Source organism: Azospirillum brasilense (assembly GCF_007827815.1).
In the GTDB taxonomy this organism is placed as follows: domain Bacteria; phylum Pseudomonadota; class Alphaproteobacteria; order Azospirillales; family Azospirillaceae; genus Azospirillum; species Azospirillum brasilense_C.
On record NZ_VITH01000005.1, the window covers coordinates 137,686 to 155,252 of the forward strand.

14 protein-coding genes are annotated in these 17,567 nt (G+C 70.2%); 10 read left to right on the plus strand and 4 right to left on the minus strand.

Annotated elements, in window-relative coordinates:
- Positions 1–12: 12 nt before the first annotated feature.
- Together FBZ83_RS11840 and FBZ83_RS11845 are read right to left on the minus strand one after the other, a co-directional pair.
- A complete protein-coding gene (locus FBZ83_RS11840; RefSeq protein ID WP_145682758.1) occupies positions 13–1,287 on the minus strand; it encodes a glycosyltransferase family 4 protein in 1,275 nt (424 codons plus the stop codon).
- Positions 1,284–2,540, minus strand: a complete 1,257-nt coding sequence (locus tag FBZ83_RS11845) for a glycosyltransferase family protein (RefSeq protein ID WP_145682760.1) — start codon at positions 2,538–2,540, stop codon at positions 1,284–1,286. Before FBZ83_RS11845 ends, FBZ83_RS11840 begins: the two co-directional genes overlap by 4 nt.
- A gap of 193 nt (positions 2,541–2,733) precedes the next feature.
- On the opposite strand from FBZ83_RS11845, the gene FBZ83_RS11850 reads away from it, so the two are divergent.
- The 9 genes from FBZ83_RS11850 (at position 2,734) to FBZ83_RS11890 (ending at position 14,700) form a co-directional block, all read left to right on the plus strand.
- The gene (locus FBZ83_RS11850; RefSeq protein WP_145682768.1) at positions 2,734–5,373 is read left to right on the plus strand and encodes an ABC transporter ATP-binding protein; all 2,640 of its coding nucleotides are present in this window, start codon (positions 2,734–2,736) and stop codon (positions 5,371–5,373) included.
- Between the two features lie 28 nt (positions 5,374–5,401).
- Positions 5,402–5,857 carry a cyclic nucleotide-binding domain-containing protein gene (locus tag FBZ83_RS11855; RefSeq protein ID WP_145682773.1) on the plus strand — a complete coding sequence of 152 codons (456 nt, stop codon included), beginning with the start codon at positions 5,402–5,404 and terminating at the stop codon, positions 5,855–5,857.
- Positions 5,858–5,877: 20 nt separating this feature from the next.
- Positions 5,878–7,035: a glycosyltransferase family protein gene (locus tag FBZ83_RS11860; protein WP_145682775.1), complete on the plus strand. Its 1,158-nt coding sequence runs from the start codon at positions 5,878–5,880 to the stop codon at positions 7,033–7,035.
- Positions 7,036–7,226: 191 nt separating this feature from the next.
- The gene (locus tag FBZ83_RS11865; protein WP_145682779.1) at positions 7,227–8,027 is read left to right on the plus strand and encodes a polysaccharide deacetylase family protein; all 801 of its coding nucleotides are present in this window, start codon (positions 7,227–7,229) and stop codon (positions 8,025–8,027) included.
- Positions 8,028–8,030: 3 nt separating this feature from the next.
- Complete coding sequence (locus tag FBZ83_RS11870) at positions 8,031–8,603, plus strand: hypothetical protein (protein WP_145682781.1); 573 nt, start codon at positions 8,031–8,033, stop codon at positions 8,601–8,603.
- Positions 8,600–10,498, plus strand: a complete 1,899-nt coding sequence (locus FBZ83_RS11875; protein ID WP_145682783.1) for an ABC transporter ATP-binding protein — start codon at positions 8,600–8,602, stop codon at positions 10,496–10,498. Before FBZ83_RS11870 ends, FBZ83_RS11875 begins: the two co-directional genes overlap by 4 nt.
- A 167-nt stretch (positions 10,499–10,665) precedes the next feature.
- Positions 10,666–12,528 carry an ABC transporter substrate-binding protein gene (locus FBZ83_RS11880; RefSeq protein WP_247888272.1) on the plus strand — a complete coding sequence of 621 codons (1,863 nt, stop codon included), beginning with the start codon at positions 10,666–10,668 and terminating at the stop codon, positions 12,526–12,528.
- Between the two features lie 4 nt (positions 12,529–12,532).
- Positions 12,533–13,531: an ABC transporter permease gene (locus FBZ83_RS11885; RefSeq protein WP_145682785.1), complete on the plus strand. Its 999-nt coding sequence runs from the start codon at positions 12,533–12,535 to the stop codon at positions 13,529–13,531.
- Positions 13,528–14,700 carry an ABC transporter permease gene (locus tag FBZ83_RS11890; protein WP_145682788.1) on the plus strand — a complete coding sequence of 391 codons (1,173 nt, stop codon included), beginning with the start codon at positions 13,528–13,530 and terminating at the stop codon, positions 14,698–14,700. The genes FBZ83_RS11885 and FBZ83_RS11890 overlap by 4 nt, the downstream gene beginning before the upstream one ends.
- 3 nt (positions 14,701–14,703) lie before the next feature.
- Here the strand turns inward: FBZ83_RS11890 and FBZ83_RS11895 are convergent, their stop codons facing one another.
- Together FBZ83_RS11895 and FBZ83_RS11900 are read right to left on the minus strand one after the other, a co-directional pair.
- Positions 14,704–15,507: a YcbK family protein gene (locus tag FBZ83_RS11895; RefSeq protein WP_145682790.1), complete on the minus strand. Its 804-nt coding sequence runs from the start codon at positions 15,505–15,507 to the stop codon at positions 14,704–14,706.
- Positions 15,508–15,653: 146 nt separating this feature from the next.
- Positions 15,654–16,529, minus strand: coding sequence for an MBL fold metallo-hydrolase (locus FBZ83_RS11900; RefSeq protein WP_145682792.1), 876 nt, complete (start codon positions 16,527–16,529; stop codon positions 15,654–15,656).
- Positions 16,530–16,809: 280 nt separating this feature from the next.
- Here FBZ83_RS11900 and FBZ83_RS11905 point away from each other — a divergent pair, with 280 nt between their 5' ends.
- Positions 16,810–17,556, plus strand: a complete 747-nt coding sequence (locus FBZ83_RS11905; protein ID WP_247888273.1) for a hypothetical protein — start codon at positions 16,810–16,812, stop codon at positions 17,554–17,556.
- The last annotated feature ends 11 nt before the right edge of the window (positions 17,557–17,567 follow it).

The window sequence follows — 17,567 nt, forward strand, 5'->3', positions numbered from 1 at the left end:
TCTATCCCGTCATCAGCCGCCGTGCAATGCACAGCATCCTCCGACGGACAGACGAGCAGGATTGCTATTTCCGGTTGTGAAGCGGTCGTGCAGCCGGTCGATCCCCGAGTCGCTGCCGAAGTCGCGGCGCACCCGCTCGGCCCCCGCCACCGCCAGCGCCGCACGGCGGGCCGGGTCGCGGAGCAGCGACTCGAGCGCGCCGGCCAGCGCGGCGGCGTTCTCCGGCTCGACCAGCGTGCCGGTGACCCCATCCTCGATCAGCTCCGCCACGGCGGCGGCGCGGGTGGACAGGCAGGCCAGCCCCTGGCTCTGCGCCTCCATCAGCACGTTGGGCAGCCCGTCGCGGTCGCCGTCGCGCGCGGTGCGGCAGGGCAGGACGAACAGGTCGGCGCGGCGGTACTGGGCGATCACCGCGTCCTGTGCCTTCGCCCCCTGCCAGTCGATCCGCCCGTCCAAACCCAACGCCGCCGCCTGCGCCTTCAGCGCGGGCAGCCGGTCGCCGCCGCCGATGTGGGTCCAGCGCCAGTGCAGCCCGGCGGGCAGGCGGGCCAGCGCGTCGAGCAGCAGGTCGAAGCCCTTCTTCTCCACCGCCCGACCGACCGACAGCAGCCGCAGCGGGTCGGCCGGGTCGGACCCGTCGCGCGCCGGGCGCGCCTCCGCCGGGGCGGGGAAGCGGCTGAAGTCCAGCCCGTGGTAGAGCAGCTCCACCCGGTCCGGTTGCGGCGCCAGCGTGCGCAGGCGGTCGAGGCCGAGCGCGGTGCAGGTGACGCCCCAGCGCGCCTCGGCCAGCTTGTCCCGCAGGTCCCAGTCCGGCGAGGTCCAGATGTCCTTGGCGTGGGCGGAAAAGCTCCAGGGCAGGCCGGTCAGCAGCGCTGTGTAGCGGGCGACGCTGGCCGGGGTGTGCAGGAAATGGGTGTGCAGCCAGGTGACGTCCGCCGGCAGCTCCGCCGCCAGCACGCAGGCCTGGCCGAAGCGCCGCGCGCGGTTGCGGCTGGGGTCGCGCCGCAGGTCGGCCAGCCAGGCGGCCCGCGCCGCCGGCCAGCCGGGACGCCGCCGCGCCGCGGCCAGGGCGCGCAGCACGCGGCCGGGCGCGTCGTGCAGATATTCGGGCAGATAGGTCACCGGGGCGGTGACGCGGCGGTTCAGCTCGTGCACCGCCTTGTCGGTCGGTTGACGCAGGCTGACGATGAGTTGACGCAACCCGCGCCGCTCCAGCCCCAAAATCTCCTGCGCGATGAAGGTCTCCGACAGGCGGGGCCAGCCCTTGACGATGACGGCAACGGTCACGCGGCGTCCCCGGCAGCCATCTGGTGCTCGGGCGCGCACGGCGGCTGCGACAGTGCCGGGGCCGGGTCCGAAGCCAAGTCCGGCAGGTAGCGGGCCGACAGGCGGTTGACGCTCTCCAGCCCGCCGAGCAGGCCCGGCACCACCACCGAGGAGGGCGGCGCCTGCCAGGGCAGCCGGCGCAGCGCCGCCGCCATCGCCGCGGCGTCGCGCACCCCGTCGTCCATCAGCACGGAGACCAGCCCCAGCTCCTGCGCACGGGCGGCGCGGATGGTCTGCTCGCGCCGCGGCACCTCGCGCGGGACGATCAGCGCCTTCTTGTCGAAGGACAGGATCTCGCAGAAGGTGTTGTAGCCGCCCATGGCGACCACCCCGACCGCCCCCTGCATCAGCCGCTCGATCCGCGCCTCGAAGGCGGTGGCCTCGACGTTGGGCAGGGCGTCCGCCCGCGCCAGGAACTCGGCCTGGAGGTCCGGCTGCATGAAGGGGCCGAAGACCAGCACCGCGCGGTAGGGGATGCCGGGATCGCTCTCGTAGGCGCGCAGCACCCAGTCGACCAGCGCCTCGCCGTCGCCGCCGCCGCCGGGGGTGACCAGGATGTAGGGCTCGTCCGGCAGGCCGGGGCCGTGCGGGAGCGCCGGGGGCACGGTGCGGTGCAGGTAGCCGGTGTAGACCATCTTGTCGCGCACCGACTGCGGAACCTCGATCCCCTCCAGCGGGTCGCAGATCTGCGGCAGGCCGTAGGCCCAGATCTCGTCGTACAGGTTTTCCAGCGCCGGCAGGACCTTCTTGCGCTCCCACTCCGGGGCGAGCAGGGCCGGCTCGTCCATCACATCGCGCAGGCCGAGCACCAGCGGCACGCCGCGGCCCTTCAGAAGCTCCAGCGTCTCCCGCACCTCGCCGCGCAGGCCGAGCGGCTCCTTGTCGACGATGAACAGGTCGGGCTGGTAGACCTCCGCGGTGTGGCGGATCAGCGAGGCCCGCATCGACAGGATCTCGTCGATGTCCAGATGCAGGTTCAGCGCCGTGTATTCGCCGTTGCGCAGCTTGATGACGCCGGGGATGCGCACGAAGTCCACCCGCGTGCGGAAGTCGAAGCTGCCGACGATGGGCGAGCCGGACAGGATCAGCACGGACAGGTTGCTGTAGCGCTCCACAAGCGCATGGGCGATGGCTCGGCAGCGGCGGAGATGGCCGAGGCCGAACGTGTCATGGCTGTAGATGAGCACGCGGCCCGAGGTCGGACGTTCGCTCATAGACTTCCTACCTCTCCCGATTGGCCTCTTGTGTCCGGCCGCGGCTTGGCCGATGAACGGGTGTGCGCCGTGCCGCCGCCGGGATGGCGGTGGGCCGCGTGCAGGCTCACCATATCCTCAGCGGCCAAGCGGCAGAGGGGGTAAGGTGTCTGCCTGCTCCCGGCACCGGCGTCCCCTTGCGTAGAATGGCGCTATGGAATCCAGCATTTTCCGATTCATCCTTCGGCACAGCGTCCGTCAGCAGATCGTGCTGACCCTGATGACCCTGGCGTCCTTCCCCTTCCTCTACGCCTCGCTCGACCTTCCGAAGCGGATCGTCAACGAGGCGATCGCCGGGAAGAAGCTGCCTGAGTCCTTCCTCGGATTCCATCTCGATCAGGTGACTTACCTGTTCGTCCTATGCGGACTGTTCCTGACTTTGGTGCTGGTCAACGGCGCGTTCAAGTATGTCATAAACACCTACAAGGGCCGGCTGGGCGAGCGGATGCTGCGCCGCCTGCGGTACGAGCTGTACGTGCGCGTCCTGCGCTTCCCCCTGCCCCGCTTCCGGAAGATGTCGTCCGGGGAGATCATCCCCATGATCACGGCGGAGGTGGAACCGCTGGGTGGCTTCATCGGGGACGCCATCGCCATCCCGGTGTTCCAGGGCGGCACCCTGCTGGTCTACATCGCCTTCATCTTCGTCCAGGACCCGGTGCTGGGGGCAGCGGCGGTGTCGCTGTACCCGTTTCAAGGCTGGCTCATCCCACGGCTTCAGCGCAAGGTCAATCAGCTTGGCAAACAGCGCGTACGTGCCATGCGCCAGATCGCCGACCGCATCGGCGAGACGGTGTCCGGCATCCAGGAGGTGCACACCCACAACACGGCGTCCTGGCACCTCGCCGACCTCAGCCACCGCCTGGGCGACGTGTACCGCATCCGCTTCGAGATTTACCAAAGAAAGTTTTTTGTCAAATTCCTGAACAATTTTATAAACCAGCTCACCCCGTTCTTCTTCTACGCGATCGGCGGTTACCTGGTGATCCATGGCCAGCTCTCCTTCGGCGCGCTGGTCGCGGTGCTGGCCGCCTACAAGGACTTGGCAGCCCCTTGGAAGGAACTCCTCGACTGGTACCAGCAGAAGGAGGACAACCGGATCAAGTACGAGCAGGTGGTGGAGCAGTTCCACGTCCCCGACCTGCTGGCCGAACGCCTGCTGCAGGAGGAGGAGGACGTCCCCTTCACGGGCAGCCTGTCCTTCCGCAACGTCGGGTTCGGGGAGGACGGCGGATCGCCCATCCTGGAGGGGGTGACCTGCGACATCCCGCTGGACGGCCACACCGCGCTGATCGGCCTCGGCTCGGGACGGGACGAGTTGGCGCAGCTCGCCGCCCGCGTGCTTCTGCCCTCGTCGGGCCAGATCCGGCTGGGCGAGCATGATTACGCGGAGCTGCCGGAGAGCGTGACCGGGCGCCGCGCCGCCTATGTCGGCGCCACCCCCTACCTGTTCTCCGCCTCGCTCTACGACAACCTCGTCTACGGGCTGCGCCACCGGCCGCTGCGCGAGAATGGCGAGAGCGAGGAGGAAGCGGAGCGGCGCAAGAGCCGGATGACCGAGTCGGTGCTGTCCGGCAACGCCACCGACGACGTGCACGCCGACTGGATCGACTACGCCGCCGCCGGCTGCGACGGGCCGGAGGATCTGAAGGCCCGCATCCTGCGCGTGGTGACGATGGTCTCGCTGCAGGACGACGTGTACGGCATGGGCCTCAACCGCACCGTCGACCCGGAGCACCGCCCCGACGTGGCCGCCCGCGTGATGGAGGCGCGCGACGCCATGCGCGCGATGATGCTGAACAACCCGGAGCTGGGGCGGCTGGTGGAGCGCTTCGACCCCGACCGCTACGCCGTGAACGCCACGCTGGCGGAAAATCTGCTGTTCGGAACGCCGGTCGGGCCGATCTTCCAGACTGACGCGCTGGCTTCCAATCCCTATATGCTGCATGTGCTGGACAAGGTGGGGCTGAGCGACACCATCCTGGAGACCGGCCACAAGGTGGCGGAGACCATGGTCGAGCTGTTCGCCGGCCTGCCGCCCGGGCATGAGTTCTTCGAGCGCTTCTCCTTCATCGGCTTCGCCGAGCTGCCGGAGTACCAGGCCATTCTGGCGCGCACCGCGAAGGAAGGGCTGGAGGCGCTGCGGCCCGAGGAGCGGACCCGGCTGATGACGCTGCCCTTCAAGCTGATCGGCGCCCGTCACCGTCTGGGCCTGATGACCCCGGACCTGGAGAAGAAGCTCCTGCAGGCGCGGCACCTCTTCGCCAGCGACTTGCCGGCGGACCTGAAGCACGCCGTCGCCTTCTTCGACCCGGAGGCCTACAACGCCGCGGCCAGCATCCAGGACAACATCCTGTTCGGGAAGATGGTCTACGGGCAGGCGCAGGTGCAATCCAAGGTGGGCCGCATCGTGGCGGAGCTGGTCGACCAGCTTCACCTGCGCGACACCATCGTGGAGGTCGGGCTGGACCATCCGGTGGGGGTGGCCGGGTCGCGCCTGTCCGCGGCACAGCGCCAGAAGGCGGCGCTGGCCCGCGCCCTGCTGAAGCGCCCCGACCTGCTGGTGCTGAGCGAGGCGACCAGCGGCCTGGACACCAGCAGCCAGAGCAAGGTGCATTCCGCGATCCTCGGGGAACGCAAAGGATGTGGCCTTGTGTGGGTTCTGCAGCGTGCCGGCTTGGCACGGGCGTTCGAGCGAGTCATTGTGATGAAGGACGGTCGAATCGCCGAGCATGGACGCTTCGACGAGTTGAACAGGCCCGGTACGTTGTTGCATGAATTGATAGCCGCCGAATAAAGCCGGCGGCGTTGAGGAGGCAGACGGCATGAGCATCGCCGAAGAAGTCAATTGCCTGCGCAGGATTCCCCTGTTCGCCAACATCGACACTTCCAAGCTCAAGCTTCTGGCTTTCACCAGCGAGCGGTTGAGCTTCCGGTCGGGGGACATCCTGTTCGAGCAGGACGAGATGGGGACCTGCGCCTACATCCTGCTGCGCGGGGAGGCCGAGGTGGTCATCGCCGGCCCCGGCGGGCCGCTGGCCGTCGCCACGCTGGGATCCAACGAGATCGTCGGCGAGATCGCCATCCTGTGCGACGTGCCGCGCACCGCCACCGTGCGCGCCAGCACCGACCTGGAGGCGCTGTGCGTGCCGAAGGACCATTTCCTCCAGATGATCGCCGACTTCCCGCAGATGGGTCTGGAGATCATGCGCTCGCTGGCCCACCGCCTGGAGCAGACGACGGTGCGCCTGCGCGAGGTCCTGGCCGCCCAGGCGACCTGACGCGCCGCGATCGACATCCCATGCGTGTTCTCTTCCACGTCCAGCATCTGCTGGGCATCGGCCACGACCGCCGCGCCGCGCTGATCACCCGCGGGCTGGCCGAGGCCGGCGTGGCGGTGACGGTGCTGCGCGGCGGGCACCCGGTGCCGGGGATCGATTACGGCCCGGCGGCCGAGATCGTCCAGCTTCCCCCCGCCCGCGCCGCCGACAGCGGCTTCAAGACCCTGCTGGACGAGCACGGCCGGCCCATCGACGACGCGTGGCGCGCCCGGCGCCGCGCCGCGGTTCTGGAAACCCACGAGCGGGTCCGGCCCGACGCGCTGCTGATCGAGTCCTTCCCCTTCGGGCGGCGCGCCTTCCGCTTCGAGCTTCTGCCGTTGCTGGAGACCGCCAAGGCCGACGGGGCGGTCACCGCCTGCTCGGTGCGCGACATCCTGGTGACCAAGGCCAAGCCGGAACGGCTGGAGGAAACCGTTTCGACGGTGGAACGGCTGTTCGACCATGTGCTGGTCCATGGCGACCCGGAGCTGATCCCCTTCGCGGCGACCTTCCCCGCCGCGGCGCGGATCGCCGACCGCATCCGCTACACCGGTTACGTCGCGGCCCAGCAAGCCGTGGACACCGAAGCGATGGACGGCACCGGCGAGGTGATCGTTTCGGTGGGCGGCGGGGCGGTCGGCCTGCCGCTGCTGCGGGCGGCGCTGGCGGTGCGTGCGTCAACCCCCGCCGGACTTGACGCACGCTGGCGCCTGCTGGCCGGACCGGACGTGCCGGAGGCGGCGTTCCGCGCGCTCGTCGCCGACGCCCCGCCGGGCACCATCGTGGAGCGGGCGCGGCCGGACTTCCCCGCCCTGCTCCGCCGTTGCCGCCTGTCGATCAGCCAAGCCGGCTACAACACCGTGCTCGACGTGCTCCAGGCCGGCTGCCGGGCGGTGGTCGTGCCCTTCGCCGCGGGCAGCGAGACCGAGCAGGCCACCCGCGCCCGCCTGCTGGAGGAGCGGGGCCGGCTGGCCGTGGTCGACGAAGCCACCCTGACCCTGGAGACCCTGGCCGCGGGCGTGGCCAAGGCGCTCGCCCTGCCCCCGCCGCCCGTCCTCCCCCTGCGCCTGGACGGCGCCGCCACCACCGCCCGCCTGCTGCGGGACGCGGTGGCCTACCGCCAAGGCAACAGCCGCTAAACCAATCAAGACGCTTGGATTTTTCCGGTGCGGGGGCCATGCTGACAGTCACCGTGTTCGCTGTCCTTCTAACCCTTTCCCCTCTGGGGAGAGGGGAGGGTGAGGGGGTTGCGCAAGGCGGTATGTCCGGCACACGCGCAACCCCCTCACCCTAACCCTCTCCCCGGAGGGGAGAGGGAACAGAACAGGCGATGACCGCAACTGCCCCTTCCGACAGCCCGCCGCGCGCCGGTTGGGACGATCTGAACGCCGAGTTGGACGCCTGGGCCACCGCCGGGCGCACCGCCACCCTGTGGTGGCGCGACGACGACGCCGTCGAGCCGACTCCCGCGCTCGACCGGATGATCACCCTGTCCGTCGAGACCGGCGCGCCGCTGGCTCTGGCGGTCATCCCCGCCGGGGTCACCGACGCCCTCGCCCCCGTCGTCGATGCCGCCCCCACCGTCACCGTGCTCCAGCACGGCTGGTCGCACGCCAACCACGCCGCTCCCCCCGCGAAGAAGGCGGAGCTTGGCGCGGACCGCCCCACCGCCACCGTGCTGGCGGAACTGGCCGAGGGGCGGAGCCTGCTGGAGCGCCGGTTCGGGCCGCGCGCCCTGCCCGTCCTGGTGCCGCCCTGGAACCGTGTCGCGCCCGGCGTGGTGGCCGCCCTGCCCGGCGCGGGCTTCGCCGGCCTGTCGGTGTTCGGGCCGCGACGTGTGTCAACCGTCAACATGATGTGTGTCAATACACACATCGACCCGGTGGCGTGGAAGGACGGCAAGCGCTTCCTCGGCGACACGGAGTCGCTGGGCATGGCGGTCGCCCATCTGCGCGCCCGGCGGCTGGGCGCGGTGGACGCGGCGGAGGCGACCGGCCTGCTGACGCATCATTTGGCGATGGACGGTGAAACCTGGGCCTTCACCGCGCGTTTCCTGACCGTGACGCGACGCCACCCGGCGGCTCGTTGGCTGCCCGCTGATACCCTGTTCGCCGCAGAAGGACTTCGCTGAGACATGGCCGAGCTGCCCATGGCCCGACCCTCCACTGGGGAGACGCCGACCGTCGCGGAGATGCGCTACCCCGCCGGGGCGCTGGCCGGCGACTACGCGCGGGCCGGGGCGGGACTGGCGCTGACGGTGCTGCCGCTGGCCTTCCTGCCCGTCATCCCGTGGATCGCCGTGCCGCTGGCGGCCTGCGCGCTGCTGTTCGCGGTCTTCGCGGCGCGCACCTTGCAACGCCAGCTGACCCGCCTGACCATGGACGGCGAGGGCCTGCGGGCCGACGGGCCGTTGGGCGGCGCCATCCGCTGGGACGCGCTGTCCGGCCTGAAGCTGCGCTACTACGCGACCAGGCGGGGGCGCGACGACGGCTGGATGCAGGCGGCGCTGAGCGGCGGCGGCAAGACCCTCCGCTTCGACAGCAACCTGGAGGGCTTCGACGCGGTGATCGAGCGGGCCGCCCTGGCCGCCGGGCGCAACGGCGTGACGCTGACCCCGGTGACGGTGGACAATCTGATCGCGCTGGGCATCGAGCCGCCCGAAGACACTGGCGAGGACGACCCCAACAAGAAGAGGCCGGCGCCATGAGCCGCACGCTGCTCCGGGTGGAGGACCTGAAGGTCGATTTCCAGGTGCCGGGCGGCGTGGTCCATGCGGTGCGCGGCGTGTCCTTCCGGGTGCGGGCGGGGTCCACCGTCGCCCTGGTCGGCGAATCCGGATCGGGCAAGTCGGTGGCGGCGCAGTCGATCCTGCGCATCCTGCCGCGCAACGCCACCATCGCGGACGGGAAAATCCTGTTCGACGACGGCATCGTCAACGAGGGCGCCGGTCCCGTCGACATCGCTTCGCTGAAGGCCGACGGCACGGCAATGCGGGCGCTGCGCGGCGGCCGCATCTCGATCATCTTCCAGGAGCCGATGACGTCGCTGTCGCCCCTGCACACGGTGGGCGACCAGGTGGGCGAGGCGGTGCGGCTGCACCAGCGGGTGACCGCCCGGCAGGCCCGCGCCCAGGCCGAGGACATGCTGCGCCGGGTGCGCTTCCCCGACCCGAAGCGGGCGCTGGACACCTACCCGTTCGAGCTGTCGGGCGGCCTGCGCCAGCGCGCGATGATCGCCATGGCGCTGGTCTGCCGCCCCGCCCTGCTGATCGCCGACGAGCCGACGACCGCGCTGGACGTCACCATCCAGGCGCAGATCCTGAAGCTGATCAAGGACCTCCAGGGCGATCTCGGGATGGCCGTGCTGCTCATCACCCATGACCTGGGGGTGGTCGCCAACCTCGCCGACGAGGTGGTGGTGATGCACCGCGGGCGGATCATGGAATCCGGCACGCGCGAGGACATCTTCGCCGACCCCCGCCACCCCTACCTGAAGGCGCTGCTGCGCGCCGTCCCGCGCTTCCACATGGCGCCGGGCGAACGGCTGGTGCCGATCCGCTCCATCACGTCCGAAGGCGGCAGCCTGCTGGAGAAGGACCACCAGCCCTGGCCGGCCGGCGCCGACGCGGCGGGGCCGCTGCTGGCGGTGGAGGGGGTGCGCAAGCGCTACGGCGCGCGCAAGGCCGGCTGGTTCGGCGCCAAGGCCGGGGCGGGCACGCTGGCGGTGGACGATGTCAGCTTCGCCATCGCGCGCGGCGAATGCGTCGGGTTGGTCGGCGAGTCGGGCTGCGGCAAGACCACCCTGTCGAAGATCCTGATGCGCGCCCTGACCCCGGACGCCGGCGACGTCCGCTTCAACGACCATGGCCGGATCGTCGACGTGCTGGGGTTGCAGGGCGACGCGCTGACCGCCTTCCGCCGCAAGGTGCAGTTCGTCTTCCAGGACCCCTTCGGCTCGCTGAACCCGCGGATGACCGTCTTCGACATCATCGCCGAACCGCTGGTCATCCACGGCATCGGCGACGAGGCGGAGCGCGCCGCGCGGGTGAAGGAGCTGATGGGGCTGGTCGGGCTGGACGCGCGGCATCTGCGCCGCTACCCGCACAGCTTCTCCGGCGGCCAGCGCCAGCGCATCGGCATCGCCCGCGCGCTGGCCCTGCGGCCCGAGCTTCTGCTGCTCGACGAGCCGGTGTCGGCGCTCGACGTGTCGATCCAGGCGCAGGTGCTGAACCTGCTGAAGGATTTGAAGGAGCGGCTCGGCCTGACCTACCTGTTCGTCAGCCACAATCTGGCGGTGGTGGATTACATGGCCGACCGCATCCTGGTGATGTGCCGCGGGAGGATCGTCGAGTCGGCGCCGCGCGAGGCGCTGTTCCGCAACCCGGTCCACCCCTACACCCGCGCCCTGCTGACCGCCGTGCCGGAGCCGGACCCCAGCCGCCCGCTGTCGCTGACCGACCTGGAGGAGGGCCGCGCCTCCGACCCCGCGCGCTGGCCGGCTCCCTTCACCATCGACGACGACCACCAGCCCCATCTGGTCGATCTCGGCGGCGGCCATTGCGTGCGCGCCGACGCCGCCATCCGCGTGCGGGAGGTGGCGTGATGATGTGGACCGTTCCCGATGCGACGTTCAATACCCTCTCCCCTCTGGGGAGAGGGAAGGGTGAGGGGGTTGCGCTTTTGCCGGACGCCGCGCCACGGGCAACCCCCTCACCCCGACCCTCTCCCCAGAGGGGAGAGGGAGGATGGCGGCGACGTGCCCTTCTGGCATTGGCCTTCCTCGGGCTCAGCGCCTTCGACGCGGTCGAGACGCCGATGCTGGAGAACGCGGTCGGCGCCGGGTCGCTGCCGCCGGTGGAGAAACGGCTGCCGCTCACCCCGCTGGTCGAGCCGATGGACCGCGCGTGGCAGTCGCCGGGGCGCCATGGCGGCGACCTGCGCCTGCTGATGGCGCGGACCAAGGACACCCGGCTGATCTACGTCTACAGCTACGCCCGGCTGGTCGCGCTGACCCCGAACCTGCGCATCGTTCCCGACATCCTGGAGCGGGTGGACGTCGAGGAAGGGCGGATCTTCACCTTCACGCTGCGCCGTGGCCACCGCTGGTCGGACGGCCATCCCTTCACGGCGGAGGACTTCCGCTACTGGTGGGAGGACATGGCCAACAACGCCAAGCGCTCCCCCGGCGGACCGCCGCCGGAGATGATGGTGGCCGGGGAGGCGCCCAAGTTCGAGGTGCTGGACGCCGCCGCGGTGCGCTACACATGGTCACGCCCCAACCCCTTCTTCCTGCCCATGCTGGCCGGGGCCAAGCCGGTGGAGATCTACGCCCCGGCCCATTACCTGCGGCGCTTCCACCCGCGCTTCACCGAGCCGCTGGAGCTGAAGCAGCGGGTGGAGGCGGAGCGGCAGAAAAGCTGGCAGCAGCTTCACAACCGCAAGGACAATCTGACCGAGTTCGACAACCCGGACCTGCCGACCCTGCAGCCCTGGGTGCCGACGACCGCTCCGCCCGCGGAACGTTTCATCTTCGTAAGGAACCCCTATTTCCATCGGGTCGACCCGGCGGGGCGGCAGTTGCCCTACATCGACCGGGTCATCATGACGGTGGCCGACGCCAAGATCATCCCGGCCAAGACGGGGGCGGGCGAGAGCGACCTGCAGGCGCGCTACCTGCGGTTCGACAACTACACCTTCCTGAAGCAGGGGGCGAAGCGCAACGACCAACGGGTCACGCTGTGGCGCACCGGCATCGGGGCGCAGATGGCGCTGTTCCCCAACCTGAACTGCAACGACCCGGTGTGGCGCGCGCTGAACCGCGACGTGCGCTACCGCCGCGCCCTGTCGCTGGCCATCGACCGCGAGGAGATGAATCAGGTCATCTATTACGGCCTCGCCATTCCCACCAACAACACGGTGCTGGAGGTCTCGCCGCTCTGGACGCCGGCCTACCGCGACCGCTGGGCGCAGTTCGACGTGAAGCAGGCCAACCGGCTGCTCGACGAGATCGGCCTGACCGAACGCGACGTCAACGGCGTCCGCCTGCTGCCCGACGGCCGCCCGCTGGAGATCGTGGTGGAGACCGCCGGGGAAAGCACGGAGGAGACCGACGCGCTGGAGCTGATCGCCGACGGCTGGCGGCGCGTCGGGGCGCGACTCTACATCCGCTCCTCGCAGCTCGACGTGTTCCGCAACCGCATCTTCGCCGGCGACACCTGCATGTCCATCGCGCGCGGGCTGGACAACGCCATCGCCACCGCGGAGATGAGTCCCGCCGAATTGGTGCCGGTCGATCAGGCCAAGTACCAATGGCCGAAATGGGGACAGTTCTTCCAGACCATGGGCAAGGACGGCGAGCGCCCCGACATGCCCGAGGCGCGCGACCTGCTGGAGGCCTTCCGCGCGTGGCGCGACGCCCCGGACGAGGCGGGGCGGGCGGCGGCCTGGACGCGCATCCTCACGCTCAACGCCGAGCAGGTCTTCACCATCGGCACGGTGGCCGGGGTGCCGCAGCCGGTGGTGGCGCGCCGCACCCTGCGCAACGTGCCGGAGGAGGGTCTGTTCAACTACGACCCCGGCGCGCATTTCGGGCTGTACCGGCCCGACGGCTTCTGGTTCGACGGAAAGGGGTGAGGCCATGCTGGGCTACGTGATCCGCCGCATCCTCATCATGATCCCGACGCTGCTGGCGATCAGCGTCATCACCTTCGTCATCATCCAGCTTCCCCCCGGCGACTATCTGACCACGCTGGTCAACGAGATGCAGAGCCGGGGCGAGAGCATGGACCAGGGCCGGCTGGCCATGCTGCGCGAGACCTACGGGCTCGACCGGCCGATGTACGAGCAGTACGCGCTGTGGCTGGCCGGGATGCTGCGCGGCGACTTCGGCTATTCCTTCGAATACAACCTGCCGGTGTCGGACGTGGTGGGCGACCGGCTGTCGCTGACCGCCATCGTGTCCTTCGCGACCATCCTGTTCATCTGGGTGGTGTCCTTCCCCATCGGCATCTATTCGGCGACGCGGCAGTACAGCCTGGGCGACTATGTCCTGACCTTCCTCGGCTTCCTGGGGCTGGCGACGCCCAGCTTCCTGTTGGCGCTGGTGATGCTGTATTTCGCCAACGTGTGGTTCGGCACCTCGATCGGCGGGCTGATGGACCCGCGCTACATCGGCCAGCCCTGGAGCTGGGGCAAGGCGATGAGCGTGTTCGAGCACATGTGGATTCCGGTGATCGTCATCGGCACCGCCGGCACCGCCGCGATGATCCGCCGCCTGCGCGCCAACCTGCTGGACGAGCTGCACAAGCCCTACGTCGTCACCGCGCGGGCCAAGGGCCTGCCGCCGGGGCGGGCTCTGGTGAAATACCCGCTGCGGGTGGCGCTGAACCCCTTCGTGGCGGACATCGGCAACCTGCTGCCGCAGGTCGTCTCCGGCGCCGCCATAGTCTCGGTGGTGATGTCGCTGCCGACGACGGGGCCGATGCTGCTCCAGGCGCTGCGCAGCCAGGACATGTATCTGGCCGGCTCCTTCCTGATGTTCCTGGCGGTTCTGACGGTGATCGGCGTCTTCCTGTCCGATCTGGCTCTGGCCGCGCTCGACCCGCGCATCCGCCTGAGCGGGGGAGCCAGCCGATGAGCGCCGCCCTGCCTCCCACCACCCCCCTGCCCCACAGCGTCGACACCGCCCCCTGGGACCCCGACGAGGTCGAGCGGCTGTCGCCGGAGCAGGAGCGCTTCACCACCGCCTCGCAATGGCGAATGGTCTGGTGGAAGCTGCGGCGGCACAAGCTGGCGGTGGCGTCGGGGATCGTGCTGCTGCTGCTCTACGCCTCGACCCTGGTCAGCGAGGTCCTGGCCCCCTACGCGGTGGACAGCCGCAACTCGCACTTCATCCACGCCCCGCCGCAGAGTGTGCATCTGTTCCACGAGGGGCAATTCGTCGGCCCCTTCGTCTACGGCTACACCTACCGCCTGGACATGGAGATCCTAAAGCGGGAGTACACGCCGGACCCGGCGAAGGTGCAGCCCATCCGCTTCTTCTGCCGCGGCGACCGCTACGAGTTCTGGGGGCTGGTGGAGAGCGACTGGCACCTCGCCTGCCCGGCGGAGGGTGGGACGCTGTTCCTGATGGGCACCGACCGGCTGGGCCGGGACCTGCTGTCGCGGATGATCTACGGCACGCGCATCTCGCTGACCATCGGGCTGATCGGCGTCGCGGTCAGCTTCGTCCTGGGGATCGTCATCGGCGGCATCGCCGGCTATTACGGCGGCTGGGTGGATAACCTGATCCAGCGGCTGATCGAGATCATCCGCTCCTTCCCCGAGCTGCCGCTGTGGATGGCCCTGTCCGCAGCATTGCCCGTCACCTGGAACCCGATCTTCATCTATTTCGGGATCACGGTGATCCTCGGCCTCCTGGAATGGACGGGCCTCGCCCGCGCCGTGCGGTCCAAGCTGCTGGCCCTGCGCGAGGAGGACTTCACCACCGCCGCCCAGCTGATGGGCGCCAGCCCAGCCCGCATCATCGGCCGGCATCTGCTGCCCAGCTTCATGAGCCACCTGATCGCTTCGGCGACGCTGGCGATTCCCGGCATGATCCTGGGCGAGACGGCGCTGAGCTTCCTCGGCCTCGGCCTGCGCCCGCCGATCACCAGCTGGGGGGTGCTGCTGACCGAGGCGCAGAACATCAACGTGGTGGCGCTGTACCCCTGGCTGATGCTGCCGGTGCTGCCGGTGATCGTGACCGTGCTGAGCTTCAACTTCCTCGGCGACGGCCTGCGGGACGCCGCAGACCCGTATCGGTAACCCTCAGGGCTTCTTCTTCGCCGACGCGTCCGGCTGCTCCTTGAGGGAGGCCAGCACCATGCGGACGCGGGCGAGGTCGGCGTCGTTGCCCTTCGCCGGGGCGGCGGCGGGCGCGGTCTTGGCCGGGGGGCGCTTCGCCGGGGCGGGCTCCGCCGCCGCGACCTGGGTCCGGGGAGCGGGTGATGCCTTGGCGGCGACCGCCTTGCCCGACGCGGCCTTCGCCCTGGCCTCCAGGATGCGGGGATCGCCGCCCTTCGGGCTCCAGGTGCGGACCGGGCCGGTGTCCACATGGACGTGGCCGGTGTGGGGGTAGAGCGCGTAGCCGCCGCGCTGCAAGGCTGCGGCCTCGTCGGCGAGGCGGCGGGGCGGGACGCCGGGAATGGAGATGTCGGCGGCCTGCCCGCGCAGGTGATAGCTGTTCTCCGCCACGTTCGGGTTGCTGCGGGCCAGCGTGACGTTGGTCAGCGGCGAGCGGTAGCCCGAGGTGATGTGGACCGGCGTGTCTGGGCCGGCGCCGCAGCGGTCCCGCAGGTCGGCGAGAAGCTCCACCAGGGTGGGATCGACGGGCACCGTCTCGCCGGTGCGGCGGTCGCGGAACAGGGTGGCGATGCGGTCCAGCGCTTGAGGATCATAGCCGTCGGCGCGGCGGTAGGTGACGCTGACCGTCTCGCCGCTGGCGGGATGGTGCAGGGTGATCGAGCGGGGGCCACCATCGAACGAGGCCTGGGGACCCGGAGTGGAGGCGCAGCCGGCGAGCGTTCCGCCGGCAAGCAGGCCCAGCAACGATAAGCGCAGAAGATGCCGCATGCGTCTCCCCAGAGTTCTCTCTGCGGTTGCAGGCGGTTTTCATACCATAATTGTCACACGATCCGGCAGTGACAACGGGCCACGGGACGCGAACGGAGGCTTGGCCGTGTCATCGGCGCATCACTGTCCAAGGGGATAGTTGCCGATCAGAGGGGAAGCGCCATGCCTTCGCGGGCGACCAGCGTTCCGGGGCGCCGGGCCTCGGCGGCGGTGGCGATGACGTCCAGGTCGGCGTCGGTGCGCCGGGGGTCGTGGTGGAAGATGACCGCGCGCTTCACCCCGGCCTCGTCGGCGATGCGCAGGCACTCCTCCCAGGTCGAATGGCCCCAGCCGACGCGGGCGGCGTATTCGGCGTCGGTGTAGGTGCAGTCGTAGATCAGCAGGTCGCTGCCGCGCACCAGCTCCATCACGGCGGGGTCGCGGCCCTCGGCCGGGTGCTCGGTGTCGGTGACGTAGCACAGGCTGCGCCCGGCGAACTCCACGCGGTACCCGGTGGCCCCGTCCGGGTGGTTCAGCGCGGCGGTGCGCACGGTGACGCCCGGCTTCACCGCCAGCGTCTGGCCGCTGACGAAGTCGTGGAAGGTGCAGTCGGCCCGGAAGATTTCCACCGGCACCGGGAACAGCGGCGCCGACATCATGCATTCCAAAACGGAGCGCATCGTCCGCTCCCGCTCCAGATGGCCGGCCCTGATCCGCACGCGGCTGGCCGCGTCGAAGGCCGGCGCGAAGAAGGGCAGGCCGCAGATGTGGTCGAGATGGCTGTGGGTCAGCAGCAGGTCGACGTCCACCGGTTCGCCCTGGCGCATCAGCGCCTCGCCCAGCGGGCGCAGGCCGGTGCCGGCGTCGAGGACCAGAAGAGCGTCCCCGCAGCGCAGCTCGACGCAGGGGGTGTTGCCGCCGTAGCGGACCGTGTCCGGTCCCGGGGAAGCGATGCTGCCACGCACGCCCCAGAAGCGGACGGTGAAGTCCGGCGGGGTGTCGGGCGCACCGGAACAGGCGTCGGAAACGGTTCGTGCCGTCATGGTACCGACAATTTGGCGGTAGGACCGTCGCGAGTCGAGTGAAAAGGTTGCTTCACGAAACGACCCTCCGAACCGTCCGATGGTCGATCCGGGGCCGCATAGGGTGACCAGGGGGGAGCCGATCCGCCTCGACGGAAGGGGGGATGGCGCGGGACGGGGGTAGGAGGAAAAGGCGTGCCGCACCGCCGAGATGCGGAGATGCCCAATCCAATAAGATGTGGTAGTTTGCGCCCGTTCGCCCATCGACGCGAAAAATCGCCTCCGGACCCCGACCCCTCGGATGGACCCAGACAAACTCGCCAAAGTGCTCGCCATGGCCGAGTCGGAGCATCAGGGCGAGGCCCAGTCCGCTCTGCGCGCCGCGCGCATCATGCTGTCGAGGGCCGGCCTGTCGTTCCGCGATCTCGCCCGCGGTGCCCGTCCGGTTTCCACCGCTCCGGAACCGCCGCCCGCCGCCAGCGCTCCGCCGCCCGACCGTCCGCCGCCGCCCGACCAGCTCGTCCAGGGGCTGCGCCGCCAAGTGCGCGATTTGGAGCTGGAGGTCGCCGGGCTGAAGCGGCAGCTTGAAAAGAGCAACGGCGACATGGAGCGCCAGCGCGAGGAGGCCGACCGCTGGCGCGGCCTCGCCCGCGAGACGGCCGAGAAACTCTGGGACCTCGGCAAGGCGCTGGAGCGCAAGCACAGCCGCCACACCAGCCTGGACAAGCGTCGCGCCATCCTCGACCTGCTGCAGGACCCGAACAGCGCCCTGCTGGCCGATCACGAGATCGCCCGGCGGGTCGGCACCTCGCCCAAGCTGGTCGCCCATTGGCGCCGCCGTCTGGCCATCGTCGGGCGGAAGATCCGCCTGCTGCCCGTGGTGCCGCGCGGCCGCGGCCTGTGGGGCGGCGGCCGGCCGGCCGGGTCGGCGCGCGGTGGGGCCGCGCTGGAGGGCAAGCGCCAGCGCTGGATGGGTTATCCGGTCGCCGTCACCATCTCCGACCGCAACACGTCGAGACCGTCAGGGCCGCCCGGCAAGCGGCCCTGAACAGGTCCTTC